The organism is Pseudomonas sp. L-22-4S-12 (genome assembly GCF_009799935.1).
Lineage (GTDB): Bacteria > Pseudomonadota > Gammaproteobacteria > Pseudomonadales > Pseudomonadaceae > Aquipseudomonas.
Genome location: NZ_WELL01000006.1, coordinates 65356 through 90561, shown reverse-complemented (window position 1 = coordinate 90561; position 25206 = coordinate 65356). Strand labels below are relative to the sequence as shown.

The 25206-nt window shown below is 66.4% G+C and carries 31 protein-coding genes; 14 read left to right on the top strand and 17 right to left on the bottom strand.

From position 1 onward, the window contains the following. Positions 1 to 13: 13 nt before the first annotated feature. Positions 14 to 1414 (bottom strand): sigma 54-interacting transcriptional regulator, encoded by a 1401-nt coding sequence (locus tag F3I16_RS15220; protein ID WP_372239639.1) that lies wholly within the window; start codon positions 1412 to 1414, stop codon positions 14 to 16. A gap of 447 nt (positions 1415 to 1861) precedes the next feature. On the opposite strand from F3I16_RS15220, the gene F3I16_RS15215 reads away from it, so the two are divergent. Genes F3I16_RS15215 through F3I16_RS15185 form a run of 7 tightly spaced genes read left to right on the top strand, consistent with a single transcriptional unit; the run spans position 1862 to position 8149 of the window. Next, a complete protein-coding gene (locus F3I16_RS15215) occupies positions 1862 to 2701 on the top strand; it encodes a FliM/FliN family flagellar motor switch protein (RefSeq protein WP_160494411.1) in 840 nt (279 codons plus the stop codon). Positions 2702 to 2712: 11 nt separating this feature from the next. Further along, entirely contained in the window at positions 2713 to 3087 is a 375-nt protein-coding gene (fliN, locus tag F3I16_RS15210; protein WP_160494410.1) for a flagellar motor switch protein FliN, read from the top strand. Beyond that, positions 3087 to 3836 carry a flagellar type III secretion system pore protein FliP gene (fliP, locus tag F3I16_RS15205; protein ID WP_160494409.1) on the top strand — a complete coding sequence of 250 codons (750 nt, stop codon included), beginning with the start codon at positions 3087 to 3089 and terminating at the stop codon, positions 3834 to 3836. The genes fliN and fliP overlap by 1 nt, the downstream gene beginning before the upstream one ends. A gap of 8 nt (positions 3837 to 3844) precedes the next feature. After that, the gene (locus tag F3I16_RS15200; RefSeq protein WP_160494408.1) at positions 3845 to 4117 is read left to right on the top strand and encodes a flagellar biosynthetic protein FliQ; all 273 of its coding nucleotides are present in this window, start codon (positions 3845 to 3847) and stop codon (positions 4115 to 4117) included. 3 nt (positions 4118 to 4120) lie between these two features. Then, positions 4121 to 4921 (top strand): flagellar biosynthetic protein FliR, encoded by an 801-nt coding sequence (gene fliR, locus F3I16_RS15195; protein ID WP_160494407.1) that lies wholly within the window; start codon positions 4121 to 4123, stop codon positions 4919 to 4921. Beyond that, positions 4914 to 6056 (top strand): flagellar biosynthesis protein FlhB, encoded by a 1143-nt coding sequence (gene flhB, locus F3I16_RS15190; RefSeq protein WP_160494406.1) that lies wholly within the window; start codon positions 4914 to 4916, stop codon positions 6054 to 6056. Before fliR ends, flhB begins: the two co-directional genes overlap by 8 nt. Continuing rightward, the gene (locus F3I16_RS15185) at positions 6053 to 8149 is read left to right on the top strand and encodes a flagellar biosynthesis protein FlhA (protein ID WP_160494405.1); all 2097 of its coding nucleotides are present in this window, start codon (positions 6053 to 6055) and stop codon (positions 8147 to 8149) included. The genes flhB and F3I16_RS15185 overlap by 4 nt, the downstream gene beginning before the upstream one ends. Here the strand turns inward: F3I16_RS15185 and F3I16_RS15180 are convergent. Continuing rightward, positions 8141 to 8506 carry a PilZ domain-containing protein gene (locus tag F3I16_RS15180; RefSeq protein WP_160494404.1) on the bottom strand — a complete coding sequence of 122 codons (366 nt, stop codon included), beginning with the start codon at positions 8504 to 8506 and terminating at the stop codon, positions 8141 to 8143. The genes F3I16_RS15185 and F3I16_RS15180 overlap by 9 nt on opposite strands. Positions 8507 to 8787: 281 nt before the next feature. Between F3I16_RS15180 and F3I16_RS15175 the strand changes: the two genes are divergently transcribed. Together F3I16_RS15175 and F3I16_RS15170 are read left to right on the top strand one after the other, a co-directional pair. Then, positions 8788 to 9516 carry a Crp/Fnr family transcriptional regulator gene (locus tag F3I16_RS15175; protein WP_160494403.1) on the top strand — a complete coding sequence of 243 codons (729 nt, stop codon included), beginning with the start codon at positions 8788 to 8790 and terminating at the stop codon, positions 9514 to 9516. Positions 9517 to 9673: 157 nt separating this feature from the next. Beyond that, entirely contained in the window at positions 9674 to 10402 is a 729-nt protein-coding gene (locus F3I16_RS15170) for a Crp/Fnr family transcriptional regulator (RefSeq protein WP_178116676.1), read from the top strand. Here F3I16_RS15170 and F3I16_RS15165 read toward each other — a convergent pair. The 4 genes from F3I16_RS15165 to F3I16_RS15150 form a co-directional block, all read right to left on the bottom strand. Then, positions 10392 to 12512 carry a bifunctional diguanylate cyclase/phosphodiesterase gene (locus F3I16_RS15165; protein ID WP_160494402.1) on the bottom strand — a complete coding sequence of 707 codons (2121 nt, stop codon included), beginning with the start codon at positions 12510 to 12512 and terminating at the stop codon, positions 10392 to 10394. The two genes, F3I16_RS15170 and F3I16_RS15165, sit on opposite strands and share 11 nt — an antisense overlap. A 33-nt stretch (positions 12513 to 12545) precedes the next feature. Continuing rightward, complete coding sequence (locus F3I16_RS15160) at positions 12546 to 13346, bottom strand: OmpA family protein (RefSeq protein ID WP_160494401.1); 801 nt, start codon at positions 13344 to 13346, stop codon at positions 12546 to 12548. Further along, the gene (locus F3I16_RS15155) at positions 13343 to 13744 is read right to left on the bottom strand and encodes a DUF4398 domain-containing protein (RefSeq protein WP_160494400.1); all 402 of its coding nucleotides are present in this window, start codon (positions 13742 to 13744) and stop codon (positions 13343 to 13345) included. Before F3I16_RS15155 ends, F3I16_RS15160 begins: the two co-directional genes overlap by 4 nt. A gap of 131 nt (positions 13745 to 13875) precedes the next feature. Next, positions 13876 to 14196 carry a hypothetical protein gene (locus tag F3I16_RS15150; protein WP_160494399.1) on the bottom strand — a complete coding sequence of 107 codons (321 nt, stop codon included), beginning with the start codon at positions 14194 to 14196 and terminating at the stop codon, positions 13876 to 13878. 260 nt (positions 14197 to 14456) lie between these two features. Between F3I16_RS15150 and F3I16_RS15145 the strand changes: the two genes are divergently transcribed. Genes F3I16_RS15145 through F3I16_RS15135 form a run of 3 tightly spaced genes read left to right on the top strand, consistent with a single transcriptional unit; the run spans position 14457 to position 15592 of the window. Next, entirely contained in the window at positions 14457 to 14837 is a 381-nt protein-coding gene (locus tag F3I16_RS15145) for a YqjD family protein (protein ID WP_160494398.1), read from the top strand. 18 nt (positions 14838 to 14855) lie between these two features. Then, the gene (locus tag F3I16_RS15140; RefSeq protein ID WP_256670192.1) at positions 14856 to 15296 is read left to right on the top strand and encodes a phage holin family protein; all 441 of its coding nucleotides are present in this window, start codon (positions 14856 to 14858) and stop codon (positions 15294 to 15296) included. Then, complete coding sequence (locus F3I16_RS15135) at positions 15293 to 15592, top strand: hypothetical protein (RefSeq protein WP_160494397.1); 300 nt, start codon at positions 15293 to 15295, stop codon at positions 15590 to 15592. The genes F3I16_RS15140 and F3I16_RS15135 overlap by 4 nt, the downstream gene beginning before the upstream one ends. Positions 15593 to 15605: 13 nt before the next feature. Here the strand turns inward: F3I16_RS15135 and F3I16_RS15130 are convergent, their stop codons facing one another. Next, positions 15606 to 16178, bottom strand: coding sequence for a bacterioferritin (locus F3I16_RS15130; RefSeq protein ID WP_160494396.1), 573 nt, complete (start codon positions 16176 to 16178; stop codon positions 15606 to 15608). Positions 16179 to 16412: 234 nt separating this feature from the next. On the opposite strand from F3I16_RS15130, the gene F3I16_RS15125 reads away from it, so the two are divergent. Together F3I16_RS15125 and F3I16_RS15120 are read left to right on the top strand one after the other, a co-directional pair. After that, positions 16413 to 16613, top strand: coding sequence for a hypothetical protein (locus tag F3I16_RS15125; protein ID WP_160494395.1), 201 nt, complete (start codon positions 16413 to 16415; stop codon positions 16611 to 16613). Between the two features lie 135 nt (positions 16614 to 16748). Next, positions 16749 to 17090, top strand: coding sequence for a hypothetical protein (locus F3I16_RS15120; protein WP_160494394.1), 342 nt, complete (start codon positions 16749 to 16751; stop codon positions 17088 to 17090). A gap of 32 nt (positions 17091 to 17122) precedes the next feature. Here the strand turns inward: F3I16_RS15120 and F3I16_RS15115 are convergent, their stop codons facing one another. The 10 genes from F3I16_RS15115 to F3I16_RS15070 form a co-directional block, all read right to left on the bottom strand. After that, a complete protein-coding gene (locus tag F3I16_RS15115) occupies positions 17123 to 17830 on the bottom strand; it encodes an alpha/beta fold hydrolase (RefSeq protein WP_160494393.1) in 708 nt (235 codons plus the stop codon). Between the two features lie 304 nt (positions 17831 to 18134). Then, the gene (locus F3I16_RS15110) at positions 18135 to 18293 is read right to left on the bottom strand and encodes a DUF3309 family protein (RefSeq protein WP_160494392.1); all 159 of its coding nucleotides are present in this window, start codon (positions 18291 to 18293) and stop codon (positions 18135 to 18137) included. A gap of 283 nt (positions 18294 to 18576) precedes the next feature. Beyond that, a complete protein-coding gene (locus F3I16_RS15105; RefSeq protein WP_160494391.1) occupies positions 18577 to 19467 on the bottom strand; it encodes a hypothetical protein in 891 nt (296 codons plus the stop codon). Continuing rightward, positions 19464 to 20855: a cardiolipin synthase gene (gene cls, locus F3I16_RS15100; RefSeq protein WP_160494390.1), complete on the bottom strand. Its 1392-nt coding sequence runs from the start codon at positions 20853 to 20855 to the stop codon at positions 19464 to 19466. Before cls ends, F3I16_RS15105 begins: the two co-directional genes overlap by 4 nt. 162 nt (positions 20856 to 21017) lie before the next feature. Beyond that, on the bottom strand, positions 21018 to 21851 hold the full coding sequence (locus F3I16_RS15095; protein WP_160494389.1) for a BON domain-containing protein: 834 nt from the start codon (positions 21849 to 21851) through the stop codon (positions 21018 to 21020). Between the two features lie 114 nt (positions 21852 to 21965). Next, positions 21966 to 22178 carry a CsbD family protein gene (locus tag F3I16_RS15090; protein WP_160494388.1) on the bottom strand — a complete coding sequence of 71 codons (213 nt, stop codon included), beginning with the start codon at positions 22176 to 22178 and terminating at the stop codon, positions 21966 to 21968. Continuing rightward, the gene (locus tag F3I16_RS15085) at positions 22175 to 22411 is read right to left on the bottom strand and encodes a hypothetical protein (RefSeq protein WP_160494387.1); all 237 of its coding nucleotides are present in this window, start codon (positions 22409 to 22411) and stop codon (positions 22175 to 22177) included. Before F3I16_RS15085 ends, F3I16_RS15090 begins: the two co-directional genes overlap by 4 nt. Positions 22412 to 22573: 162 nt before the next feature. Then, positions 22574 to 23299, bottom strand: a complete 726-nt coding sequence (locus F3I16_RS15080) for a serine protease (protein WP_256670191.1) — start codon at positions 23297 to 23299, stop codon at positions 22574 to 22576. Positions 23300 to 23366: 67 nt separating this feature from the next. Then, the gene (locus F3I16_RS15075; protein WP_160494386.1) at positions 23367 to 24665 is read right to left on the bottom strand and encodes a sodium:proton antiporter; all 1299 of its coding nucleotides are present in this window, start codon (positions 24663 to 24665) and stop codon (positions 23367 to 23369) included. 175 nt (positions 24666 to 24840) lie between these two features. Continuing rightward, positions 24841 to 25056, bottom strand: coding sequence for a hypothetical protein (locus F3I16_RS15070; protein WP_160494385.1), 216 nt, complete (start codon positions 25054 to 25056; stop codon positions 24841 to 24843). Positions 25057 to 25206: the final 150 nt, after the last annotated feature.

Below are 25206 nucleotides of genomic sequence, written 5' to 3'. Positions count from 1 at the left end.
GTTCGGCGGTACATCAGAGGGGGATGGACAGGCCCTGCTCGCGCATGGCACTGAGGCGGTAGCGCAAGGCCCGCGGGGTCATGCCCAGGCTGGCGGCAGCCTTGGCCTTGTGGCCGCCGAAGCGGCGAATGGTGTCGATCACGTGCTGGTACTCGGCCCACTTGCCGCTGGCGCGCAGCGCCGCGCGGCCCTCGTCGCCGGGCACCAGGCTCAGCGCTGGCGCCTCGATTCGGTTCGCCAGGCTGGCGCTCGGGCTGGCCAGGCCCAGGTCCAGGGCCTGGATGAACAGGCCCTTGCGCAGCACCAGGGCGCGCTGCACGGTGTTTTCCAGCTCGCGCACATTGCCCGGCCAGTCGTGGGCCAGCAGCGCGCTGCAGGCATCGCGGGTGAGCAGCTCATCGGCGCTTTCCTGCGGGGCGAACTGGCGAATGAAGCGCCGGGTCAGCGGCAGGATGTCCTCGCGGCGCTCGCGCAACGGGCTGATCGACAGCGGCAGCACATCCAGGCGGAACATCAGGTCGGCGCGGAAGCGCCCGGCGGCCACTTCGGCCTGCAGGTCGCGGTTGGTCGCGGCGATGATGCGCACGTCCAGCTCGATCTCGCGGCGCCCGCCCAGGCGCTCGACCCGGCGCTCCTGCAGCACGCGCAGCAGCTTGGCCTGCAGGCCCAGGGGCAGCTCGCCGATTTCGTCGAGCAGCAGGGTGCCGCCGTTGGCCAGCTCGAACTTGCCCGGCTGGGCGGTGACCGCGCCGGTGAAGGCGCCGCGCTCGTGGCCGAACAGGATGGATTCGAGCATCTGCTCGGGAATCGCCGCGCAGTTGACCGCGATAAAGGGGGCGTCACGCTCGGCGGAGAAGCGATGGATGTAGCGCGCCAGCATTTCCTTGCCGGTGCCGGTTTCGCCGCCGATCAGGATCGGCGCGCGGGTCTGCGCCACGCGCTGGGCCATGGCCAGCAGGCGGCGGCCGGCCGGCGAGCAGGAAACGAAGCTTTCCTCGGCGGCGCTGGCCGCCGCCTGGCGCCCCAGCAGCGCCGACAGTTGCGCTGTGCTGAAAGGCGCCAGCAGGTAATCGACGCAACCCAGTTCCAGCAACGCCGCCGCACGGGCCTGGTCGTCGTAGGCCACCACCGGGATCACGCCCAGATGCGGCGCGCTGCGCAGCAGGCCGCCGACCTGGGCATACAGGCTGTGGTCGGCCATGCCGCCGACGAAGACGAACACCAGTTCGGCCTGCTGCAGCGCCGCGGCGCCCAGCTGGGCACAGTCGGTCAGATGGCTGACCCGGCAGCCGGCAGCAAGCAGCGCATCGCACAGCAGGTTGTGCAGGCCGATGTCCGCCTGCCCCACCACCAGTACATGACGCGGCGACGACTGTTCGCCCGCCAGGGACTGGTAATGATCAGTAGTGGACACTTGGAGCTTATTCAACATGCGGCACCTGCTCGAATGAGGCTGGGTCGGCTGGAACGTATCGAAGTTGGTTTTTTTATTGCCCGGCATTTAAGTCGGCGGCACTAACGGCCGCCTTGTGAAACTGTGCGCTGCTGTTTGCCGGGCAACTTTTCATTGCTCATGTGAACAGGCGCACGCCAAGGTATCCCGCCCCAGCAGAATTGCGAGTCAGTTCTCCTCATTTGCGCTCAACACGTCGCCTTTTCCTCTTGATGACGGGTTTTGACGTTTCTTGATTTAACCCCTCCCCGCGCCACGCGTAGCCTGCGGCCCGTCGATGAGCATGCGCCCAGGTTGCATCGTCCATCGCCGGCGACGCCTGGCCACGAGCCAACGCGACGTTCTGCTGACAGCGCTCGGCGGGCCGTGAATAGCCTGCCCACTTATTCGGGGAATACCGCTCGCACCATGACTGGTCATTCGAAAGTTCACCATGCAGTGCCCGTCGAGCAACTCACGCGCCTCAAGCCGAGCAAGCTCGGCCGGCACTATCATCGGGTGCCGCAATATATTCGCGAGGTGTTTGCCAAATACCCGCGGGTAATTGGCGACTATTTCCTGCGCAATTACCGGATCAACCTGGAGTTGCACCGGGTGGTCGTCCACGAACAGCGCGAGCAGGACCCCGGCTGCATCTATCAGGGCACGTTCGGCAAGCTCGGTTTCAGCATCGAGCGCAGCCTGCTGACCGAGGCCCTGGAGTGCTATTACGGCGGCTGCGCCCGGCCGAGCCTGAGCGCGCCACCGGTGAGCAGCTCCGAGCAGCGCCTGCAGGCGCGCCTGGGCGTCGATGTCAGCCAGATCTTCCTGCGCGCGGTGCTGGCCAGTGACGACAACGATGAACTGCTGCCCCACGACAACGACTACGAGACGGTCTGCTGGGAGTACGTGGCCGAGCTGCAGTTCACCAGCCACACCAGCGCCCAGCCGGCCTCGATCTTCATCTATATGGACCACCAGCTGGTCGACGAGCTGACCAGCCGCCTGTCCGGCCCCGTCGCGCCGAGCAGCCTGGGCAACCCGGCCCGCCAGCTGCAGCAGCTGCCGGTACGCCTGTCCTGCGTGCTGGCCAGCCAGCAGCTGCCCCTGGCCAAGGTGCTCGAACTGCAGGTCGGCGACATCCTGCAGACCCGCCTGCTGGAGCGCTGCGAAGTGCGCGTCAACCAGCAGAAACTGTTTCGCGGCAGCATCTTCGAAGAAGACGGCTGCCTCTACCTCACCTCTCTTGAGAGCTTCGAACAGCCGTGAGCAGCCTAGACATGAACAGCCATGTATCCGATAGCGAATTCGAGAACCTGATCAACGAGACCGACCTGGGCCTACTCCAGGACGCGCCCCTGGCCGCCGCGCCGGCGCCGGAAGTCGCCCGCCCGAACAGCCAGGACCTGAGCTTCTTCGGCAAGCTGCCGGTCAACGTCACCCTGGAAGTGGCCTCCACCGAGGTGGCGCTCAAGGACCTGATGGAGATCGACACCAACAGCGTGATCATGCTCGACAAGCTGGCCGGCGAGCCGCTCGACGTGAAGGTCAACGGCGCCCTGTTCGCCAAGGCCGAGGTGGTGGTGATGAACGGCAACTACGGCCTGCGCATCACCGAGCTCAGCGGCACCGGCCTGAGCGCATTGAGCCGCTGATGGCACGCCTGCTCGCTCCCGTCGTCGCCCTGCTGTTGCTGGTGCTGCCGCTGCTGGCCCAGGCCGAGCAGGGTGAGATCGCCCTGCTCAACCTGAACGACACGGCCACCGGCCAGACCCTCAGCATCAAGCTGCAGATCCTGGTGATCATGACCCTGCTCGGCCTGCTGCCGGCGATGCTGATGATGATGACCTGCTTCACCCGCTTCATCATCGTCCTGGCCATCCTGCGCCAGGCCATGGGCCTGCAGCAGAGCCCGCCGAACAACATCCTGATCGGCATCGCCCTGTGCATGACCCTGCTGGTGATGCGCCCGGTGTGGCAGGAGATCCACCAGGAAGCCTACCTGCCGTTCGAGGGCGACCAGATCAGCCTGGAGCAAGGCCTGGAGCGCGGCAAGGAGATCCTCAGCCGCTTCATGCTGGCGCAGACCAGCAAGACCTCGCTGGACACCATGGTCAACCTGGCCGGCGAGAAGCTGCCGGCCGACCTCAAGCAGCTGGACTTCTCCCTGCTGCTGCCGGCCTTCGTGCTCAGTGAACTGAAAACCGCCTTCCAGCTCGGTTTCATGATCTTCGTGCCGTTCCTGGTGATCGACCTGGTGGTGGCCAGCGTGCTGATGGCGATGGGCATGATGATGCTCTCGCCGATGATGATTTCCCTGCCCTTCAAGCTGATGGTCTTCGTCCTGGTGGACGGCTGGGCCCTGATGATGGGCACCCTGACCAGCAGCATCCAGCCGTTCTAGGTAATTACATGCTCACTCCGGACAGCGCCGTCGAACTGATCGCCAACGCCGTGCACATCACCGCCCTGATCGTCTGCGTGCTGGTCCTGCCGAGCCTGCTCGGCGGCCTGCTGGTCAGCATTTTCCAGGCCGCCACGCAGATCAACGAGCAGATGCTCAGCTTCCTGCCGCGCCTGCTGATCACCCTGGGCATGCTGGTGTTCGCCGGCCACTGGATTCTGCGCACGCTCAGCGACCTGTTCATCGAAACCTTCCAGCAGGCCGGGCGCCTGGTCGGCTGAACCATGCCGAATCCGCCCGCCCTGCTGGCCAGCGACCAGCTCCTGCCCCTGCTGAACACCTACTGGTGGCCGTTCTGCCGCCTGCTGGCGCTGTTCAGCCTGGCGCCGATGTTCGGCCACAAGGCGCTGCCGCTGCGTCCGCGGCTGCTGATCGCGCTGATCCTCAGTGCCAGCCTGGGCGCCTCGCTGCCCGCGGCGCCGGCCATCGAGCCGCTGTCCCTGCACGGCCTGCTCGCCACCCTGGAACAGATCGCCATCGGCGCCCTGCTGGGCATCGCCCTGCAGCTGGTGTTCGTGGTCTTCGCCCTGGTCGGCGAGGTGATCTCGACCCAGATGGGCATGACCATGGCGCGCTACAACGACCCGATGAACGGGGTTTCCTCGGCGTCGATCGTCTCGCAGCTGTATTTCATCCTGCTGGTGCTGCTGTTCTTCAGCATCGACGGCCACCTGCTCTCGGTCAGCGTGTTCTACCAGAGCTTCCTCTACTGGCCGGTGGGCAGCGGCCTGCACTACCAGGGCTTCGAGACGCTGATCTACGCCTTCGCCTGGGTGCTCTCGGCCGCCACCCTGATCACATTGCCGGTGATGTTCTGCATGACCCTGGTGCAGTTCGGCTTCGGCCTGCTCAACCGCATCTCGCCGTCGATGAACCTGTTCTCCCTGGGCTTTCCCATGGCCATCCTGGTGGGCCTGCTGTGCATCCTGCTGACCCTGCCGGACGTGCCCGGCAGCTACCTGCACCTGACCCGCGAGCTGCTCGACAACCTCGGCACCCTGCTGCGAGCGCCCGGCCATGAGTGAACAGAACAGTTCCCAGGACAAAAGCGAAGAGGCCTCCCAGCACAAGCTCAAGAAGAGCCGCGAGGAAGGCCAGGTCGCCCGCTCCAAGGACCTGGCGACCACGGTATCGCTGCTGGTCACCCTGCTGGTGCTCAAGTTCAGTGGCGAGTACTTCCTCGCCGGCCTGCAACAAAGCTTTCGCCTGTCCTACCTGGATCTGGGCCGCGGCGAAATGAGCCTGGATGACCTCGACCTGATCATCAGCCACAACCTGATGCTGCTGATGTACCTGCTCGCGCCGCTGCTGATCACCCCGCTGCTGGTCTGCGTGTTCGCCCTGGTGCCCGGCGGCTGGGTGTTCGCCAGCAAGAACTTCTCCTTCAGGGCCGGCAAGCTCAACCCGCTGAAGGGCCTCAAGCGCATCTTCTCCCTGCAGAACTTCAGCGAGCTGGGCAAGTCGCTGCTGAAGATCGTGCTGCTGGGCGTGATCGCCTGGTGGCTGATCGGCGAAACCTTCCCGCAGTTGCTGGCCCTGCAGCGCGGCGACATCCACAGCGCCATCGCCGGCACCCTGGGCCTGAGCCTGGACCTGGCAATCAGCCTGCTGCTGGTGTTCATCCTGTTCTCGCTGGTCGACATTCCCCTGCAGCGTTTCTTCTTCCTCAAACAGCTGCGCATGACCAAGCAGGAGCTGCGCGAGGAGCACAAGAACCAGGAGGGCCGCCCGGAGGTCAAGGCGCGCATCAAACAGCTGCAGCGCCAGCTGCTGCACCGGCAGATCGGCAAGGTGATCAAGGATGCCGACGTGGTCATCGTCAACCCGCAGCACTATGCGGTGGCCCTGCGCTATGACATGCAGAAGGCCCAGGCGCCCTACGTGATCGCCCGCGGCGTCGACGAAACCGCCCTGTTCATCCGCCAGCTGGCCGCCAAGCACGGACTCGAAGTGCTGGAACTGCCGCCGCTGGCCCGCGCCATCTATTTCAGCACCCAGGTCAACCAGCAGATCCCCAACGCGCTGTTCAAGGCGGTGGCGCAGGTGCTGACCTACGTTCTTCAACTCAAGGCCTACCGCCAGGGCCGCCGTCGCAGCCAGCCGCAACTCAGCCGGCAGTTCGACATACCCGCCAGCCTGGCCAACAAGGGACAAGCATGAACCTACTGCAACAATTGCTGCCGACCCTGCGCAGCGGCCGCATCGGCATCCCGGTGGTGATCCTGTCGATCCTGGCGATGATCATCCTGCCCTTGCCACCGCTGGTGCTGGATATCCTGTTCACCTTCAACATCGGCCTGGCGATCCTGGTGCTGATGGTCAGCGTGTCGTCGAAGAGACCGCTGGACTTCTCCCTGCTGCCCACGGTGATCCTGGTCACCACCCTGCTGCGCCTGTCGCTCAACGTGGCTTCCACCCGCGTGGTGCTGCTCGAAGGCCACACCGGATCGGAAGCGGCGGGCAAGGTCATCGAGGCCTTCGGCAACGTGGTGATCGGCGGCAACTTCATCGTCGGCATGATCGTCTTCGTGATCCTGATGATCATCAACTTCATCGTTATCACCAAGGGCGGCGAGCGCATCTCCGAGGTGACCGCGCGTTTCACCCTGGACGCCCTGCCCGGCAAGCAGATGGCCATCGACGCCGACCTCAACGCCGGCCTGATCGACCAGGCCGAAGCCAAGCGTCGGCGCGCCGAGGTGGCCAAGGAAGCCGACTTCTACGGGGCCATGGACGGCGCCTCGAAGTTCGTCCGCGGCGACGCCATCGCCGGCATCCTGGTCCTGCTGATCAACCTGTTCGGCGGCGTGGCCATCGGCATCCTGGTGCACGACCTGCCGGGCGGCGAGGCCTTCCGCCAGTACGCCCTGCTGACCATCGGCGACGGCCTGGTGGCGCAGATCCCGGCGCTGCTGCTGGCCACCGCGGCGGCGATCATCGTCACCCGGGTCAACGAGTCGGCCGAGATCACCAGCCTGGTGCACCGGCAGATGCTCGCCTCGCCCGCGGTGCTGTACACCGTGGCCGGCATCCTGTTCGTGCTGGGGGTGGTGCCCGGCATGCCGCACCTGGCCTTCTTCAGCTTTGCCGCGCTGATCGCCCTGGTCGGCTGGGCGGTCTCGCGCAACGCCGCGCCGGCCGAGGGCGCCGAGCTGGAGCAGGTCGCGGCGCTGAGCCAGGCCATGGAGAAGGAGCGCGCGCAGAACCTGGCCTGGGAAGACATCCCGCTGGTCGAGCGGCTGTCCGTGTCGCTCGGCTACAAGCTGGTCGGGCTGGTCAGCGAGGCCTCCGGCGCGCCACTGGTGCAGCGCGTGCGCGGGGTGCGCCAGACCCTCTCCGAAGGCCTGGGCTTTCTCCTGCCGGAAATCCAGATCCGCGACAGCCTGCGCCTGAAGGCCGCGCAGTACAGCATCCACATCAACGGCGAACGCATCGACGGCGCCGAGCTGCAGGCCGACCGGCTGATGGCGATACCCTCGCCGGAGCTGTACGGCGAGATCGACGGCATCCTCGGCAACGACCCGGCCTACCGCATGCAGGTGGTGTGGATCCTGCCGGAGGACAAGCCGCGCGCCCTCAACCTGGGCTACCAGGTGGTCGACTGCGCCGGGGTGATCGCCACCCACCTGAACAAGGTGATCCGCGAGCACCTGCCGGACATCTTCAAGCACGACGACGTCGAGCACCTGATGCAGCGCCTGGCGGCGCAGGCGCCCAAGCTCGCCGAGAACCTGAAGAACCAGCTCAGCTACAGCCTGCAGCACCGCGTCTATCGCCAGCTGCTGCTGGAGCAGGTGCCGCTGCGCGATATCGTCACCATCGCCAGCACCCTGCTGGAGTCCAGCGAGACCACCAAGGACCCGCTGCTGCTGGCCGCCGACGTGCGCTTCGCCCTGCGCCGCAGCATCATCAGCGCGATCGCCGGCGAGCGTCAGGAACTGGCGGTGTTCGTCCTCGACAACAACCTGGAGAACACCCTGCTCGGCGCCCTGTCCATCGCCCAGCAGGCCGGGCCGGTGAGCCTGGACAACATTCCGGTCGAGCCCAACCTGCTCAACCAGCTGCAGCAGGCCATGCCGGTGGTCAAGGAACGCCTGCGCAAGGAAGGCCACCCGCCGGTGCTGACCGTGGCGCCGCAGCTGCGCCCACTGCTGGCGCGCTATGCGCGGGTGTTCAGCCCGGGCCTGCACGTGCTGTCGCAGAACGAGATCCCCGACCGCATCGGCGTGAACATCCTCGGCAGCCTAGGCTGACGGCGCCTTGTCGCCTGCCGTGCGCGCCTTGCGCTGCGCGCGGATGCGCTGCACCAGGGCGTGGAAGCTGGCGGAAATCTTCTCCAGCGCCACGCCGGATTCCTGATGGCCGGTGCGCGGGTTCTCCCGCGTCCACTGGCAGATCACCTCGGCGCTGGCCTGGTGGGTCTTGCCTTCGCCATCGCGCATCGACACATCGATCTCGAAACGGCTCCCCGGCTCGATGGGCGCGTCGCAGATCAGCTTGAGGCCGCCATCGGAAATATCCCCGACATAGCCGAGCAGGCTGCTGCTGCCGCGCAGCCTGGCCTTGACCCGAAAAATGGAACGAAAGACGATCCGCTCGTGTTCTCGCATCGCGCCTGTTTCCCGCAGGTTGTGGATGATCCAACTGGGGTAAGGCGACCCGCTGCGCAGAAAATTAAGGGCATGCGGCGCCGGGCTCTCCAGGGCGCTGACAGAACGTATCGAGACGCCCACCCGCTCAAGCACGGCTGGTTGCGCCGGGAGCCGCGCAGCTCAAGCAGTGCCGCATTCTCGAATCCGACCCCATCCGCCCATCTGCCTATGCGCGGTAGCGATCAGTAGCGGCCTATACTGATCCGGTCGACAAAGTCACCTAGCGCAAGGGGACTGAAATGTCCGAAGCACCCATACCGCAACAGAATCATCTGCTGGCGGCTCTCTCGGGCGAAGTGCAGCAACGCCTGTTCAGCCACCTCGAACACGTTTCCCTGCCGCTCGGCAAGGTGCTCTACGAATCCGGCGACACCATGCGCCATGTCTATTTCCCTACCGACTCGATCATTTCCCTGCTGTATGTGATGGAGAGCGGCGCTTCGGCGGAAATATCGGTGGTCGGCAACGAGGGGCTGGTCGGCATTGCCCTGTTCATGGGCGGCGAAAGCACCCCCAGTCGGGCCATCGTGCAAAGCGGCGGCTATGCCTACCGGCTGCACGGCCAGCGCCTCAAGGATGAATTCAACCGGCATGGCGAGCTGCTGGTGCTGATGCTGCGCTATACCCAGGCGCTGATCACCCAGATGGCGCAAACCGCGGTGTGCAACCGCCACCACTCGATCGACCAGCAGCTGTGCCGCTGGCTGCTGCTGTCACTGGATCGCCTGCCGAGCAACCAGCTGACCATGACCCAGGAGCTGATTGCCAACATGCTCGGCGTGCGCCGCGAAGGCGTCACCGAGGCCGCCGGCAAGCTGCAGCTGCAAGGGGTGATCGAGTACAGCCGCGGGCACATCACCGTGCTCGACCGGAGCAAGCTGGAACAGCTGAGCTGCGAGTGCTACGCCGTGGTGAAGAAGGAAACCGATCGCCTGTTGCCCTATCTGCCCTTGCACAAGGGCAACTGATCGCATCCGCTGCAACGCAGCCAGATGACGGTAAAAACCGTGCAGCGTGCTGTAGCGAACAGAGCGCCGGCGCCCGCTCGCGCAGACTGCGGAAACGGGACTGCCAGGCACCCTTCCCGCGCCTTCGTCGGCTTGCTCCGTGCTGCAGGACATCCCCATGTCAGCTGCCATCCCGCCGCCCATCGTCAATCTGCTGCTCGACGGCCTGCCGCGCACGGAACGCAATCGCCTCATGCCGCACTGCGAGCCGGTGCAACTGCTGTTCGGCAGCGTCCTCTGCGAGCCCGACCAGCCCTTCCGCTACCTGTATTTCCCCCTCACCGGCTTCATCTCCCTGGTCACCACCCTGGGTCAGCACCGGCCACTGGAACTGGGCCTGATCGGCAACGAAGGCATGCTCGGCGCGACACTGGCCCTGGGTATCCACGCCGCCCCCAGCCGGGCCGTGGTCCAGGGTAGCGGCAGCGCCCTGCGCATCAGCGCCACGCAGTTGCGCCAGACCTTGCGCGAATGCCCGGGCCTGCAGCGCACCCTGCAGCGCTACCTCTATGTGATGCTCACGCAGCTGACGCAAAACGCCGCCTGCGGCCACTTCCACGAAGTCGAGCCACGCCTGGCTAGGTGGCTGCTGATGACCCATGACCGGGCCCATGCGGATCACTTCTATCTGACCCACGAATACCTGGCGGACATGCTCGGGGTGCGCCGCAGTGGCGTCACCATCGCCGCCGGTGCGTTGCAGCTGCGCCAGTTGATCCACTACAGCCGCGGACAAATCACCATCCTCGACCGCAGCGGCCTGGAAGCCGCCGCCTGCGAGTGCTACGCCGCCCTCTGTGCGAGCTATGCGCGCTTGCTTGCCGCCCCGGCCGCGCTTACGAGCTAACCTCGGCGCGGATCTCGCCATCCGCTTCTGGGCACTCGCTCGTCCGCAGCAACGCGGCGAACTGCCTGCCCGCCAGGCCCTGGCTGAACAGGTGGCCCTGCCCTTCATGGCACTGGCGCTGGCGGAGAAAATCCAGCTGCGCCTGGTTTTCCACACCCGCGGCGACCACCCGGTAGCCGAGGCTGGTGCCCAGGGCGATCACGGCGCTGGCGATGACGCCATTGCCATTGCCGGTGCCTATGGCATGCACGAAGGACTGGTCGATTTTCAGCACATCGATGGGGAATTTCAGCAGGTAGCTCAGGCTGGAGTAGCCGGTACCGAAGTTGTCCACGGCCAGCCGCACGCCGATGCCCTTGAGCTGGTGCAGGATCTCGGCGCTGGCCTCGGCATCGCTCATCAGCACGCTTTCAGTGATCTCCAGTTGCAGGCAGGCGGGCGGCAAACCGGTTTCCTCGAGGATGGCCTGCACCCCGATGACGAAATCCGCATGGCGGAACTCCAGCGCACTGATGTTCACCGCGATCGCCTCCAGCCGCAGCCCCTGCTCCTGCCAGCGCAAGGCTTGCCGACAGGCCTCGCGCAGCACCCAGCGACCGAGCGGCACGATCAACCCGCACTCCTCGGCAACCGGCACGAAGCGCGCCGGCAAGGTGATGCCCCACTGCGGATGCCGCCAGCGCAACAGCGCCTCGGCGCCGCTGATGGCACCGCTCTGCAGGTCGAACGTGGGCTGGTAATGGAGGATGAACTCCTGCCGCTCCAGGGCCTGCCACAGGCTGCTTTCGATCGCCTGGCGCTCGACCGCGCGCACGTTCATCGCATGCTGGAAGAACTGGTAGTTGTTCCGCCCGACATCCTTGGCGTGGTACATCGCCGTGTCCGCGTGCTTCAGCAGCACCTGCGCACTGTCGGCATCCGCCGGATACACGCTGATGCCGATGCTGCAGGTCATGCGCAGCTCGTGCTGGTCGATGGCATAGGGGGCCGCCAGCGACGCGATGATCTTCTGCGCAGTGACGCTGGCGTCCTGCATGTCGCGCCCCTCCGCCAGCAGCACCACGAACTCGTCGCCGCCATTGCGGCTCACCGTATCCGAGCTGCGCACGCAGGCCGACAGGCGCCGGGCCACGGCTTGTAGCAGCTGGTCACCGGCGGCGTGGCCGAGCGAGTCGTTGATCGCCTTGAAATGATCCAGGTCGAGGAACATCAGGGCGATGGCGTTCCCGCTGCGCTCCGCCAGGCTGATGGCCTGGGCGATACGGTCGTTGAGCAGCACGCGGTTGGGCAGGCGGGTGAGATAGTCATGCTGGGCCAGATAGGCCATGCGCATGGCCATGGCGCGCGCCTCGGAGACATCGTGGAAGACCACCACGGCGCCGCTGATCCGCCCGCCGAGATCGATGATCGGCGCGGCGGAATCCTCGATCGCCACCTGGCGGCCGTCGCGGCGCACCAGCACGGTGCCGGCGCTCATGCCCATCGGCCGGTTCTGCTGCAACACCAGCCGCACCGGGTTGATCAGCGCCACCGCCGTCTCGCCATCGACCAGGTGCATGACCTGGTCGATGGGCTGGCCGCGGGCCTCGTCGCGCCGCCAGCCGGTCATGTGCTCGGCCGCGACATTCAGGTAGTCGACATTGCCCAGCAGGTCCGTGCCGATCACCGCATCGCTGATCGAGTCGAGGGTGATTGCCGCGCGCGCCCGCTCCAGGCCCAGGTGCGCCTCCGTCGTGCTGCGCTGGATGATGCTGCGCAGCGACTGCGCCAGCAGATAACCGGCGAACAGCCCCTGCAACAGGTAGCCCTGGGCGCCGCACTGCAGGGCCTGCAGCGCCAGCGCCTCCTGCGCCGGCACGCACAGGACCAGGGTCGGCACCTGGGGTGCGGCGGCGAACAACCGCGCGAAGGTCTCGATCCCCTGGCTATCGGGCAGGGTCAGTTCCAGCAGCATGGCATCGATGCCGCCCGCCGGCAGGCACGCCAACGCCGCAGATAGCGAGCCGACCCGCTCGCTGCTGAAGGGGCCGGCCATGGCCGCGCCCAGCATGCCCTGCAGGGCACGGCCATAGTCGGCATCCGCCGTGACAATCAGCACTCGATAGGCCATCGCTCCCACCTGTCGCACGCTCGCGGCCCGGGCTCAGTACTTCGTGTTGGCGGTCGTGCGGATGATCACTTCGACCCGCCGGTTCATCTGGCGGCCGGCGGCGGAGTCGTTGTCCGCGACCGGAGTGCCTTCACCCTTGCCCGACGCCCCCATGCGACTGGCCGCGATGCCCTGCCCCTGCAGGTAGGAACGCACCGATTCGGCACGACGCTGGGACAAGCCGAGGTTGGCCGACGCGCTGCCGACATTGTCGGTGTGCCCCTCGATCAGCACATCGCGATCCGGGTGCTGCTGGAGAAACAGCGCCAGCTTGCCCAGGTTGTTGGCCGTGCCCGCGCGCAGTTCGGAGCGGCCGGTGGCGAACAGCAGGTCGCCCAGGGTCATTACCAGGCCACGCTCGGTCTGCTTGGCATTGAGTTCGTCGATCTGCTGTTGCAGCTGCACGTTCTCACGCTGCGCCTGGTCCGCCTCGCGGGTACGCGAATCCAGGCGGGCCTCCTCACGCTGCTCGCTGAGCGAGGTGCGCTGGTCCTCATAGAAACGCGCCTGGGCCCGGGCCCTGGCGATCTCCACCTTGCGGTCGGCCATGACCACCAGATGCTGGCCCAGCGCCTCATCTTCGTTCGGCTGTTCGGCGGCCAGCACGGCGCTTTCCGCTTCCTCGAGCGCCACCGGCGCGCGGGTGTTCAGCTGCGGGTCGCCCTGCAGCAGGGTCAGCTTGTCACGGGTGCCGGCCGCGCCTTGCGGCATGCCCGGCTCGCTGGCACAACCGGCGAAGGTCAGGCACAGGGCTGCCGCGATCAGCAGCGAGTGAGTGTCGTGGACGGCGTTCATTGTTGAGCTCCCGTGTTGCGCTGCATTTCCTGTTTCAGGCTGTCGGTGCTTTTCAGCATTTCGTCGTTGACCATCTTGGCTCTGGCGGCCTGGGACTTGGCCAGGGCCAGCTCGGCCTCGACCCGCGACTGCTCGGCCAGGTGTTCGGCCAGGAGCATCTGCTCCTGCTGCACCGCCGCATTGGCAGCCGCCAGTTTCTCGCGGGCTACACCCAGTTCGGGCGAGGCATAGTCGGCAACCCGGGCCTGTTCGGCATTGCTGATCGCCGACTCGGCCGCCTGCAACGCCTGGCTGGGCGGCAAGGGCCGCTCGGCACAGGCGCTCAGGAGCAGCCCGCCACCTGCAGCGAGCAGGCTCAGCGCCAGCGCGCCAGGGAATTTCTGTTTGAGCGGATTCATGCTGTGTTCCTCGTGGGCAAGGTCGCTGGCTCTGGCCAGGCGGCCGTGCGGGAATGGAGACTGACGGCACTGCGACCGTGCGCCGTAGCGCCAGATCGTCGTCAGCAATGCAGTGCTGGCACGCCAGGGGCTCAGAAACTGAGCCCCCGCGGCTGCCCGGGTTCGCTGCCCGGCAGTCGGGCCTGCTGCTCGGTGGCCGGCAGCAGTTGTTCGGGGTTGCCCGCCCCGGCGGCTATACAGCGGGGCGGAGTGCGGCAACTCTCGAACTCTTGGTGTACCGCCAGCAGCGCCTGGCGATGAGTGGCCATGGCATAGCTCCTCCAGGCCTGGGCTTGCTGCTGCGCGGCCGCGGCATTCCGGCCCAGGGCCAGGGCAACAGCCAGGCTGCTCAGCGTCAACAACGCCAGGGCGAGGCCGAGGATGAACTGCAACGAGCGGGAATGGCTTTGCATCCTGTCTCTCCAACTGGCCTGACTACTGTGGCGGCATCCGCGGCACGGGGGTGACTCGGGAGACTAACGATGACAGCGCGGCCATAGCCTGTCGGTACGCTGACGCGCATAAGGAAGGCATTGGCCAGCGCATAGCGGCCTGCGTTCGCTGGCGCACAGACGGCAGCAGCGGTCGCGCTCAGGGTAGGGACTCACCGCGGATGCCGGACTCGTCAGGCGAGCGGCCCCGCGGCCCAGCAACCGCCGCACCGGAGCCCACCATGCACACCCCCACAGCCAGCCCAGCAACCGACGCCAACGGCCAAGGCAACGCCTGCCAGGCGCAGGCCAACACCGCCAGTGCCTGCGCGCCATCCGCCATTTCCCGCGAGTTCCACAATTTTCTCGCCGACATCGAGGACCTGATCAAGGAGAGCACTTCGCTGACCGGTGACGAACTGGCCCGCGCCCGGGCCAAGCTCAACGACCGAGTGGCAATGGCCAAGACTTACGCCGAGGCCATGGGCGACAACATCACCCAGCACGCCCGGCAAACCGCCAGCGAGACCAACGACTACGTCCACGCGCAACCCTGGAAGGTACTCGGCGCCACTGCCGCGGTTGCCCTGCTGCTCGGCATCGTCATCGCGCGTCGCAGTTAGTTGCGGCAGGCGGCAAAGATGATGCACAGCACCCAGCAAGCGCCTGCGGCCACAGCTCCGCACCAGGAGCGGGTGGCCGACCTCAACCTGCTCGCGCTGCTGCGCCTGCTGCGCTCGGCGGGGCGGGCGCTGTTCGCCCAGGCCGCCTTGCACGGTCAACTGGCGCGCGTGGAATGGGCCGAAGAAAAGCACCGGCTGTTACAGATGCTGCTGACCAGCCTGCTCGGTTTTGCCTGCCTGCTGGGCGTGCTGCTGCTGGGCAACGCACTGGTCCTGGCATTGAGCTGGGCAACCCCCTACCGCATCCCGGCCCTGCTCGGCCTGCTGACGGTCCATGGCCTCGGCGGCCTGCTCGCCTGGCGCCGTCTGCAGGCCCTGGCGGCACGCAGCTGCCAGGGGTTCGCCGCCACGCGTGCAGAGCTGGCCGCGGATATCGACCTGCTCAAGAGGTCCCTATGAGCCTCGCCGGCAAAGCCCTGAGTGAACAACGCCTGGCTCTGCGCCGCCGGCTATTCCTGCAACGCCTGCGCATCGCCCATCTGCTCACCCCCGCGGCCGGCGCTAACGGTTTCCCGCGCAGCATGACCATGCGCCTGCTCACCCAGCGGCCCGCCGTGGCCATGCGCCTGCTCTCGGAAGTCGGCCTGCTCCTGCTCGGGCCTCGCCTGATCCGCACCCTGGGCACGGGCCTGCTGCTGGCCAGGATAGTGCGCGCCGTGGCAACCGACAGTCGCCGGCTGCCACCTCCGCGCTGAGCGGGCTCGCCGCTCAGTCGGGCTCAACCGCATGGGGCGTCCAGGGTTTGACCGGCAGAGTCTCCAGCAGGTCGGCCAGTTCGTCGGCATGCTCTTCCTCGACCGCCAGGATGCCCTTGAGCATCTGGCTGGTGGTCGGGTCCTGATCGCCGAGGTACTGGATCAGTTCGCGATAGCTGTCGATGGCGATGCGCTCGGCGACCAGGTCTTCCTTGATCATCTCCAGCAACGAAGCGGCGGCCACATATTCCGCATGACTGCGACGGGTCAGGCTGTCGGGGGCGAAATCCGGTTCGCCACCCAACTGGACGATACGTCCGGCCAGCTGGTCAGCATGCCCCTGTTCTTCGTTGGAATGCAGGAGAAACTCGTCGGCGATGCCCTTGGCATGGATGCCGCGCGCCATGAAGTGATGGCGGCGATAGCGCAACACACAGACGATCTCCGTGGCCAGGGCTTCGTTGAGCAGCTTCAGCACCTCGTTGCGGTCGGCGCTGTAGCCGGCCGTTACCGCACCCTGCTCGATGTGCTGGCGAGCCTGGCTGCGCAGCGTTGCGACGCTGCTCATTGGCGTTGTTGTGGTCATGGGCGGTCACCTCGTCTGTGGGTTGTCCAGCTTGCGACCGCGGGTTGGCAGCGTCTGTGCGCAGACGTACACAGACCCGCCGCCGGCTGGCGGCACACCGGTCTGCAATGGCCTGGCCAACTGGCCGCTGAGCGCGGGTGGGGGTGCGATAGCGTACAGACCGATGCCCGGCGCCTGCACAGAATGAACTGAACCAGAGCAGCAAAAGCTGCAGCAGGCCACGCAATGAACGGCATGACAGAATCACTCTTGGTCCAGCGCATCCACGCCCAGTGCCATCCCCTGCAGCTCTACCTGCATCGGCTGAGCGGCGTGCATTACTCGGCCACCTACGAGTCGTCCTACAGCTACGAACTCCAGCCCATCCATGGTCAGACCAGGCACGCCACCATCAAGGAACTGGCCAATGCCGAGGTCTGGCAGCTGCTGTCCTAGCTGACCGGCGCGCTTGCGCGCAGACCGCGCTACAGGGATTCGCCGAACCACGCTCAAGTCAGCACTGCGGCGGTCCGACCCTCAGCAGGCGGGGCGTGACCAGCCCCGCCATCACCGCACAGGAGGCCTTGTGCCATGAGTAGCTTAAGCATCGAAGGCTGGCACAAAGCCAGCGGCGCGGAACAATCCACTCCGGTGGAACATATCGAGTTCTATCTGAATGGACTCGATCACCAGCATCTGGAGCAGGCCGAGGAGTACCTGCAGAAGAGTCACGAGCCCGAGACCATGGTCGATGTCGACATGGCTACGCTGGAGTTGAGCCTGCCGGCGCAATACGGTGCCGTGAGCGATTGCCAGCTGCGCGTCTATCTGCGCGAGGACGACCAGCGTGGCCAGTTCCATCTGGTCGCGCATCTGCAGAGCGATGGCAGCCTGGTGTACAGCAATGCGGTGCTGATCGACCAACTGATCTAGCCCTGCCCCCGGCTGACCACCCTGCCCGCTGGTCAGCGCTGCAGATCCTGCAGCCAGCACTCGAGCGCCCTGGATACCAGTTCCGGTTGCTCCAGGGTGGAAAGGTGGGCGCACGCCTCGATCACCACCAGCTGCGCATCGGCGATCGCGGCAGCCATCTCCTCATGCACGGCGGGTGGCGTGATGACATCCTCGCGTCCGCACAGCACCAGGGTCGGACAGCTGATCTGGGCCAGGGATGGGCGGCTGTCGATGCGCCCCAGAATGGCCCGTTGCTGACGCACAAAGACCTCCCGCCCCAGGCTGTTGGCCATGGCCGTGACCACCTCGAGCAGTGCCGCATCGCCCAGGTGATCGGGGTGAAGCAGCTTGGGCAACAGGCTGGCAATCACCGCGGGGAAGTCGCTCTGTGCCTGACTCATCGCGCCCAGGCGAGCTTGCCTGCCCGCCTCGCTGTCGGCCCGCGCACTGCTATCCAGCAAGGCCAGGGCCAGCACCCGCTGCGGGGCCTGGCGGACGATTTCCAGGGCGACATAGCCGCCCAGGGACAGCCCGGCCAGGGCGAAGCTGTCATCCGGCGCCTGGGCCAGCACATTAGCCGCCAGCGCGGAAATGGACTCGCCCTGGCTCAGATCGGCCACGCTGACGTGCGCCCGCTCGGCCAGTGCCGTCGCCTGGTGTTGCCAGAGGCGGGCATCGCAGACCAGTCCCGGCAGGAGGAGAAGATGCGGCTTGCTCATGGGGAAACCTCGCAAAGCAGTCGGCCAGCAGATGGAACCCCGTCCGGCGGGGCCAGTGACTGCCACCATGCACCGGCAACGCCCTGCCCGACCGTGCGCTAACGCACCCCTAGCGAGCTCCGGCACAGCCTGGGCGCGGACACCCGGGCTGGAACTTCAGTCAGCGGCCAGGGATGAGGCGGGCCAGGCCTCGAACCACAGGTGCAAGAACCCCGCGAGGCAAGGCGCGGCCCTGCCACCGGCTTGCGCCTGCGGCCCGGCGGCGGGCACGCAGGTGTCCGCACGCTAAGCCGCAGGCGACCGGTCAGATGCGCCCGAGCACGAGCAGGATGATCAGGATCAGCACCACCAGGCCCAGCCCACCGCTGGGGAAATACCCCCAGTTGCGGCTGTGCGGCCAGGCGGGAATGGCGCCGATCAGCAGAATGATCAGCACGATCAACAGTAAGGTACCTAAGCTCATGGTATTCCCCTGCGAACCTGCCCTGGCTCTGCGCGCGCCGGCCCTGCTGCCTGATAGCGCAGCAACAGGCGAAGGTCCGGCAGCGCAGCGCAATGCTGGTGCACTGCGCGTGTTCGCCCGCCATGGTCTTGCCTGGCTTCAGCTCGCGAGATGCTGGGCAGCGTCCTCTAACGTGAATGGATGGATGGGTTTAGCAGGCGCTGAATCGGTGCTCTACATACCCGCAGCATGGGCGCAAGTACCCCGCTTCATCTGTACGCCATCGCACACAAAGCGGGTTGTTTCACTGCACCGCGGCGCCCTGGGCCAGCGCCTGCTGGCGCTGGACTTCCGCATGTTTCATGCTCAGGTAGGCCGCGCGCTCCAGCTCGTGCAGTTGCCGTGGATAGCGCTCGACGGCGCTGTGCCAGTCGTTCAGGCGCTTGTCCAGGCGCGCGCCGACAGGTAGCGCCAGTGCCCCCAGGTAGGCGTCGACGGCCAGGTAGTAGCGCATGGTGTTGCGCTCGACCACGCCGCGCATGTCGCCCTGATAGAGCGGCTGGCCGGCATCGGTCTGGCCGATGATGCTGAAGCCGACCTTGTCGCGCCCGCTGGTGGCCAGGTAGCCCTGCATGGCCAGGCTGGCCGCCACGCCATAGGTGTAGGCGTAGGACAGGTGCAGGAAGCTGCGCTGCTCATCCAGCGCCAGCACTTCGAGGAGGATGCGGTAGTCACTGGTGCCCAGCGGCCCCTGTAGGGCCCGGAGCCCCACGCGCAGGTAATCGGGCTCGTCCATTTCCACCCGGTAGCTGAAGGCGAACGGGTAGGCGTCGACCAGCGGCTGATCGAACTTGCGGCCGACATGCACCTGCAGCATGGCGTTGCCGGCCACGCTGGCGGCCCGGCAAGCCTTCACGTTCAGGTGCAGGATCAGCAGATCGCACCACTGCTCGCCGCCCTGCAGCGCCGGGCCGACCTGGCTGAAGGGCTGCGCGATCTCGGCGTAGATATCGCCCTGCAGCAGGTTGTCGGTCTGGCTCGATTCGAGAAACAGCGGTCGCTGGAACTGGTTATGCGCCAGCTGCGCGGCCAGCGCCAGGTGGCTGGCGCGCAGGGTGGCGGCATCGTCGGCCTGCAGCAGGCCGGCCGGGGCGCACAGCAGCACTGCCAGGTAGAACCCGCGTATGCCGGTCATAGCCAGTACTCCCAGAGGCGGGCGAACAGCTCCTGGGCCCGCACCTTGTAGGGGCGCTCCTGCCAGGTTTGCAGGGTGATCTCGCGCGACAGGGCCAAGTCGGCGCGAAAGGCCGCCTGCATCCTTGCGCCGAATCCGCTCCCGAGCACCACCACGTTGACCTCCTGGTTATGCAGGAAGCTGCGCCAGTCGAGATTGGTCGAGCCGACCGTCGACCAGACCCCATCGATCACCGCGGTCTTCACATGCAGCAAGGCATCGCGGCGCTCGTACAGGCGGACCCCGGCCAGCAGCAGTTGGTCGTAATAGGCGCGCCCGGCATGGAACACCAGCCAGGAATCGGTGCTGCCGGGCAGCACCAGGCGCACGTCGACGCCACGCGCCACCGCCTCCTTGAGCGTGGCCAGCAGCTGCGGGTCGGGTACGAAGTAGGCGTTGGTCAGCCAGATCTCGCTCTGCGCGTTGCGCAGGGCGGAGATCAGGGTGACGTAGATCAGGCTGTAGGGATCGTCCGGCGAACTGCCGATGGCGCGCACCACCTCGCTGCCGCGCAGCTCGGCCGGCGGGAAGTAATGTCGCGCCGTCAGGGGTGGGCCGTGCTGCTTGGCCCAGGTGATGATGAACAGTTTCTGCAGCTCGCCGACCACCGGCCCTTCCAGGCGCAGGTCGGTGTCGCGCCAGGGCAAGGAGCCGTCTCGATGAGCCTTGAAACCCAGGCGCACCGAGCTGCCGGAATACACGCTGCTGATATTGATGCCGCCGAGAAAGGCGATGCGCCCGTCGATGATCAGCAGCTTGCGGTGATCGCGCTGGTTCATCTCCCAGCCGGCCTTGGCGGTCAGCGGATTGACCGGGTTGAACTCGACGATCTGCACGCCGGCATCGCTCAGCTGGGTGAAGAAGGCCGGGGGCGTACTCAGGGTGCCGACGCTGTCGCGGATCAGGTTGACCTGCACACCGGCCCGCTGCCTGGCAATCAGCGCGTGGGCGAAACGCTGGCCGACCTCGTCATCATCGAGGATGTAGCTTTCCATGTTGATATGGTCACGCGCGGCGTCGATCGCCGCGATCATCGACTGGTAGGTGTCCGGCCCGTTCTGCAGCAGCTCGACCCGGTTGCCCGTCATCAGCGGGCTACCGGTAATCGATTGCTCGATGGCCAGGTGCAGGTCGAAGATATTGGTCGGCGCGCCGCTGGCCTTGAGGCGCTCGATGATGGCCTCGCTGCGCGCGGCCGACAGCGGCCCGCGCGCACCGTCCAGGGCCACCGGCGGCGGATTGTGCGCCATGTCCGGCACCAGGGTCGGCAATACGCTGCACGCTGCCAGTTGCGCCAGGCACAGCAACGCAGGCAACAGGGTCAGCCCCAGCCAACGGATGCGGAACATAAAAAAACCCCTCCGAAAAATGGAGGGGTATGGAGTTAGCGCGGCCCGGACAACGAATGCCCGGCGCGTGACAGATGCCTCTCCTAAAACTCGCTGGAAAGGGATCGCCACGCCAGCCGGTAGAACGGCGGCGTGATGATCCAGCAGCAATCAAGCGCTGCGTTAAAACACCAGAGCCTTGGACTGCACGCTCTTCACGCCACGTACGTTCTGCGCCAACTCGATGGCCAGGTCATGCTCGGCGCCGTTTTTGACCCTGCCGCTGAGGCTGACGACACCCTTGTTGGTGGTCACCTCGATGGCCGAACCGGACACGTTGCTGGAGTAGAGCAGGGTCGACTTGACCTTGGTGGTGATCCAGCTGTCGGACACATCGGCGCCGGCTTCATCGGCCATGGCCTTGCCGCTTTCGCTCATGGTCGGCTGCATCGCATTGACCTTGATCTGGTTGTCCACCGCGACCACGCCGTTGGTGTTCATCGCGATGCGCCCGGCCAGATCACGCTCGGCGGCACTCTGCGCGGTGCCGCGCAGGGTCACCCGGCCGTATTTGGTGTCCACGTTGGTGGACATGCCGTCGGTGCTCTTGCCCCACATCAGCTTCGACTTGATCGCCGCGGTGATGCTGGCGTCATCGATGGCATCGCCAAAGCTGCGCTCGCTGCCGGGTTTGGCCGGCTGGTAGTCGGCATCGACGACGATACGGTTGTCGACTTCGGTGATGCCCTTGACGCCCAGGGCGATCTCCCCGGCCAGGTCCTTGTTGACGTCTTCGGCGACATTGCCGGTCAGTGTGGCCTTGCCGTTTTCCACCGACACCTTGAGGTCGTTGGCTCGCAGATACGGGCTCAGCGCATAGGTGGTCCAGATCTGGGTTTCCTGGCGGGCATTGGTGACTTCCTGGGATGCCGTGGCGGCGAACAATCCGTTGCTCGTGGTGGCGATGGCCAGGGCTATGGCGGAAGCGAGGAATAGGGTACGCGGTTGCTTGTTCATGGTGTTTCTCCACTCGGGAAAAGACGTGATGCCTGAGAGAGCAGTCAGCTGACTGTTCCCGATGAGACCTGCAGCTCACCGCTTCGCGTGGGCAAAACGGCGCTAGGACCTACATCAGCTTTTGCATTTCTTGATGAAGCTTTTGACCTGTTTGTCCGCCTCGTCACGCGTGATGGCGTAACGCTCCTGGATCAGGCCGGCGAGTTTTTCCTCGTGGCCTTCGGATTGCAGCAGCTCGTCTTCGGTCAACTTGCCCCAAGCGATCTTGGCGGCACCGACTTGCTGCTTCCATTTGCCCTTGAGTTCATCTGCGCTGGGAAGGCTCATGATTTTTTCGGCTCCTGGCTCATCACATCGTCATCGCCCTTGGCTGCCTGCAGCTGGGGTTTGACGGCGGTTTTCGGCTGTTGGCGGGCATCCTTGCCTGGGCCCTGGCAGACGTCCGGCTGGACGACCGTAATGGCTTTGTAGAACGGCTGGGTGTTGCTTCTGCCGCCGGGCTTTTGCTCGCCGACCTTGGCGGGGCCACTGGGGTAACGTTGTTCGGTGGGTTTGCTCATGCTGACCTCTGATGAATCCCGGAGCCCGCGATATTGCGTGGTTCCGGGTAGAGGACAATGGCAGCCCCGGCACGCCGCGTCGGTGCGCTACCGCGCTTAGCCTCGGCGGAGGCGGCCTTGCCCGGCGCCGGCGCGCCGCGCCGCGCAAAGGCCGCCAGCGCGCTATTCGGTGAGGGTCAGCAGGATGTCGGCATACCAGGTGCAGTTCAGGCCGAGTGCCTCGTCCTGCTGGCTGTCGCGGCTGCCCAGGTCGAGGCGTGCCGAGTGCACCCCGAGCAGCACCCAGGGCAGCTCGTCCTGGCCGCCGTACATGCGCATCACCACCGGCGCGCCGCTGGTGCCGCGATGGGTACGGGCATCGGTGAGGAAGTAGCCCTGGCCCTGGAAACGCAGGCCGAAGGACGACGCGACCACGGCATGGCGGACCACCGGCATGTGGTGCAGGGTGTCGTGGAAACCCAGGGGAAAACCCAGCACCAGCAGCGCGGTGCCGACCTCGACCGGCCGCTCCGGGGGCTGCAGGTGCTGCGGGGTGAAGGCGTGATAGATCATGCTCGGCGGCAGCGCCGCGCGCTCGATCTCGATCACCGCCACATCGATCTCCCCGGATCGGTCGCGGCCCTGGCGCCAGAGGCTCTGGCCATGACGGTACAGGGGAATGGAGAAGCCGGTGGAGGCAGCTACGTTGCCCAGGTCGGTGTGCACCTCGATTTCAAGGCGATCCGGAAAATGCCGGCTCGGCTCGTCGATCATCACGTGCCGGCTGGTGACCAGAAACAGGCGCCGGTCGCGGGCGAAGAAGAAGCCGCTGGCATTGGTCAGCAGGCGCTGGTCGGCGAAGGTGCAGACCCGCGCAGCGCTGAGCAGCAGGGATTCGATCATCGGCATCGCGGCATGTCCTGGTACGGGTCCACCGGCAATCTACCGGCATGGGGCGCCTGGCGCGAGTGGCGGATCAGGTTGCAGCGCCTTCGCGACGCTGGTACCACTTCATCAGCGGGCCGACCGAAACGCCGTGCAGCACGATGGAGGCGGCCACGGTCACCAGGGTCAGGCTGATCAGCTGCTGCGCCAACTCACCGCTTAGCCCATTCTGCAGGGCAAACATCAGGTAGAAGATCGAGCCGATGCCGCGGATACCGAACCAGCAGACCATGCTGCGCTGATGCGCGGCCAGTGGCTCGCCCAGGGTCCCCAGCAGCACCGCCGCCCCGCGCAACGGCAGCAGGAGCAGCGCAACGAACCAGCACAGGGCCAGAGTGGGCGTGGTGTAGGCCAGCATCGCCCCGACCAGCAGCACCAGGGCCAGCTCGGCCAGGCTCTCCAGTTGCTCGTTGAAGCCCTGCACCGCCTGGCTCATGGCCGCACTGGCATGCTGCGAATGGGTCGCCAGCCCGTCATCGCCGGTCTCATCGGCAGGCGGCTCAGGCTCCTGCGTGCGCGGCTGCTCCTTGACCCGCTGCAAGGCCAGCCCGGCGGCGAACACCGCGAGGAATCCCGACGCCAGGCACAGCTGCGCCGCGCCGTAGGCCACGGCCACCAGGCCCAGGGCGAGAAACTCATCCAGACCGACCGCCAGGTGATGGCGGGTACGCAGGTAGACCACCAGCTTGCCGATCAGGGCGCCGGCCAACGCCCCGATCAGCAGGCCGGCCAGGGTTGCCCAGCACAGGTCGAGCAGCCACCAGCGCCAGCCCTGGGCGCCCAGCTCATGCAAGCCCAGCAGACCGAGGCCGAGCAGGACGAACGGAAAGGCCGTGCCATCGTTCAGCCCACCCTCGCCCGCCAGGCTGAAGCGCAGACGATCCGGATCGCTGCTGCAGGTAGTCTGCACCCCGGAAGCCAGCACCGGATCGGTCGGCGCAAGAATGCCGCCGAGCAATATCGCGGCGCCCAGCGGCAGCCCCAGGGCCCAGACGCCGACCAGGGTGATCAGGCCGACGGTGAGCGCCATGCTGATGAATGCCAGGCGCAGCGGCAGCAGCCAGCGCCGGTCGAGCAAGGGCACCGCGCCCATCTTCAAACCCACGGTGAACAGCGAAATCAGCAGCGCCACCTCGGTGGCCGCCTGCAAGATGCCGGCATGCTCGACGGGGTCGAGGCGGATCACCGAAAGCCCGAGCGGCCCCAAGGCAACCCCCACCGCCAGGTAGATCATGGCGCTGCTCAGCAGCAGGCGCGCGAGCAGCGTTCTGGCCAACACCATGACAATCAGCAAGGCGCCGAGCAGCAGTGACCAGAAGGCAACGGACATAGGCGCGACACTCCAGCAAGGGCTCCATCCGTATCGCGCCGGCGTCACGTTGAAGTCAGGTTAGGTACGCCGACTGTCGATGAAGGTTTGCGGCCGCCCGCCCACGGTCCGGGCATGGCTCGCGCAGCCTTTGCAGCGGTTCAGCGGCTGCTGCCCGGGGAGACAACGGGCCCCATCACTCGGTCCTGCGCGACGGGTTCACCCGCCGGTCGCCCTTGCCCGAGCGCAGATCGGTCAGCGGCGCGTTGCGCACTGGCGGCTCGGCGACATTGCCGAGCATGGGTTTGCCCTGCGCCTGGGGGACGGGCGTGGAAGCGCCTGGCGCCTGTTCGGACAGGTCGGCGGGGGGCGGCTGAACGGTGCCCAGGTTGCATGGGTTGGCCTGTTTCATGGCGACCTCGGTTGGCCCGGCGCTCCGCTATGGCGCGCCTGTGGCAGCGCCACTGTGGTCGCACGCGGCGCGTGCGTCGGTGCGCCAGCGCGCATAGCCGCGCCCGCCCCGGCTGCGGCGACGCACGGCGCTATGTGCGCTAGCGGACAG

Coding starts and splice junctions, on each gene's coding strand:
- F3I16_RS15215 (WP_160494411.1), top strand. CDS start 1,862: ATGACTGGTCATTCGAAAGTTCACCATGCAGTGCCCGTCGAGCAACTC.
- fliN (WP_160494410.1), top strand. CDS start 2,713: ATGAACAGCCATGTATCCGATAGCGAATTCGAGAACCTGATCAACGAG.
- fliP (WP_160494409.1), top strand. CDS start 3,087: ATGGCACGCCTGCTCGCTCCCGTCGTCGCCCTGCTGTTGCTGGTGCTG.
- F3I16_RS15200 (WP_160494408.1), top strand. CDS start 3,845: ATGCTCACTCCGGACAGCGCCGTCGAACTGATCGCCAACGCCGTGCAC.
- fliR (WP_160494407.1), top strand. CDS start 4,121: ATGCCGAATCCGCCCGCCCTGCTGGCCAGCGACCAGCTCCTGCCCCTG.
- flhB (WP_160494406.1), top strand. CDS start 4,914: ATGAGTGAACAGAACAGTTCCCAGGACAAAAGCGAAGAGGCCTCCCAG.
- F3I16_RS15185 (WP_160494405.1), top strand. CDS start 6,053: ATGAACCTACTGCAACAATTGCTGCCGACCCTGCGCAGCGGCCGCATC.
- F3I16_RS15180 (WP_160494404.1), bottom strand. CDS start 8,506: ATGCGAGAACACGAGCGGATCGTCTTTCGTTCCATTTTTCGGGTCAAG.
- F3I16_RS15175 (WP_160494403.1), top strand. CDS start 8,788: ATGTCCGAAGCACCCATACCGCAACAGAATCATCTGCTGGCGGCTCTC.
- F3I16_RS15170 (WP_178116676.1), top strand. CDS start 9,674: ATGTCAGCTGCCATCCCGCCGCCCATCGTCAATCTGCTGCTCGACGGC.
- F3I16_RS15165 (WP_160494402.1), bottom strand. CDS start 12,512: ATGGCCTATCGAGTGCTGATTGTCACGGCGGATGCCGACTATGGCCGT.
- F3I16_RS15160 (WP_160494401.1), bottom strand. CDS start 13,346: ATGAACGCCGTCCACGACACTCACTCGCTGCTGATCGCGGCAGCCCTG.
- F3I16_RS15155 (WP_160494400.1), bottom strand. CDS start 13,744: ATGAATCCGCTCAAACAGAAATTCCCTGGCGCGCTGGCGCTGAGCCTG.
- F3I16_RS15150 (WP_160494399.1), bottom strand. CDS start 14,196: ATGCAAAGCCATTCCCGCTCGTTGCAGTTCATCCTCGGCCTCGCCCTG.
- F3I16_RS15145 (WP_160494398.1), top strand. CDS start 14,457: ATGCACACCCCCACAGCCAGCCCAGCAACCGACGCCAACGGCCAAGGC.
- F3I16_RS15140 (WP_256670192.1), top strand. CDS start 14,856: ATGATGCACAGCACCCAGCAAGCGCCTGCGGCCACAGCTCCGCACCAG.
- F3I16_RS15135 (WP_160494397.1), top strand. CDS start 15,293: ATGAGCCTCGCCGGCAAAGCCCTGAGTGAACAACGCCTGGCTCTGCGC.
- F3I16_RS15130 (WP_160494396.1), bottom strand. CDS start 16,178: ATGACCACAACAACGCCAATGAGCAGCGTCGCAACGCTGCGCAGCCAG.
- F3I16_RS15125 (WP_160494395.1), top strand. CDS start 16,413: ATGACAGAATCACTCTTGGTCCAGCGCATCCACGCCCAGTGCCATCCC.
- F3I16_RS15120 (WP_160494394.1), top strand. CDS start 16,749: ATGAGTAGCTTAAGCATCGAAGGCTGGCACAAAGCCAGCGGCGCGGAA.
- F3I16_RS15115 (WP_160494393.1), bottom strand. CDS start 17,830: ATGAGCAAGCCGCATCTTCTCCTCCTGCCGGGACTGGTCTGCGATGCC.
- F3I16_RS15110 (WP_160494392.1), bottom strand. CDS start 18,293: ATGAGCTTAGGTACCTTACTGTTGATCGTGCTGATCATTCTGCTGATC.
- F3I16_RS15105 (WP_160494391.1), bottom strand. CDS start 19,467: ATGACCGGCATACGCGGGTTCTACCTGGCAGTGCTGCTGTGCGCCCCG.
- cls (WP_160494390.1), bottom strand. CDS start 20,855: ATGTTCCGCATCCGTTGGCTGGGGCTGACCCTGTTGCCTGCGTTGCTG.
- F3I16_RS15095 (WP_160494389.1), bottom strand. CDS start 21,851: ATGAACAAGCAACCGCGTACCCTATTCCTCGCTTCCGCCATAGCCCTG.
- F3I16_RS15090 (WP_160494388.1), bottom strand. CDS start 22,178: ATGAGCCTTCCCAGCGCAGATGAACTCAAGGGCAAATGGAAGCAGCAA.
- F3I16_RS15085 (WP_160494387.1), bottom strand. CDS start 22,411: ATGAGCAAACCCACCGAACAACGTTACCCCAGTGGCCCCGCCAAGGTC.
- F3I16_RS15080 (WP_256670191.1), bottom strand. CDS start 23,299: ATGCCGATGATCGAATCCCTGCTGCTCAGCGCTGCGCGGGTCTGCACC.
- F3I16_RS15075 (WP_160494386.1), bottom strand. CDS start 24,665: ATGTCCGTTGCCTTCTGGTCACTGCTGCTCGGCGCCTTGCTGATTGTC.
- F3I16_RS15070 (WP_160494385.1), bottom strand. CDS start 25,056: ATGAAACAGGCCAACCCATGCAACCTGGGCACCGTTCAGCCGCCCCCC.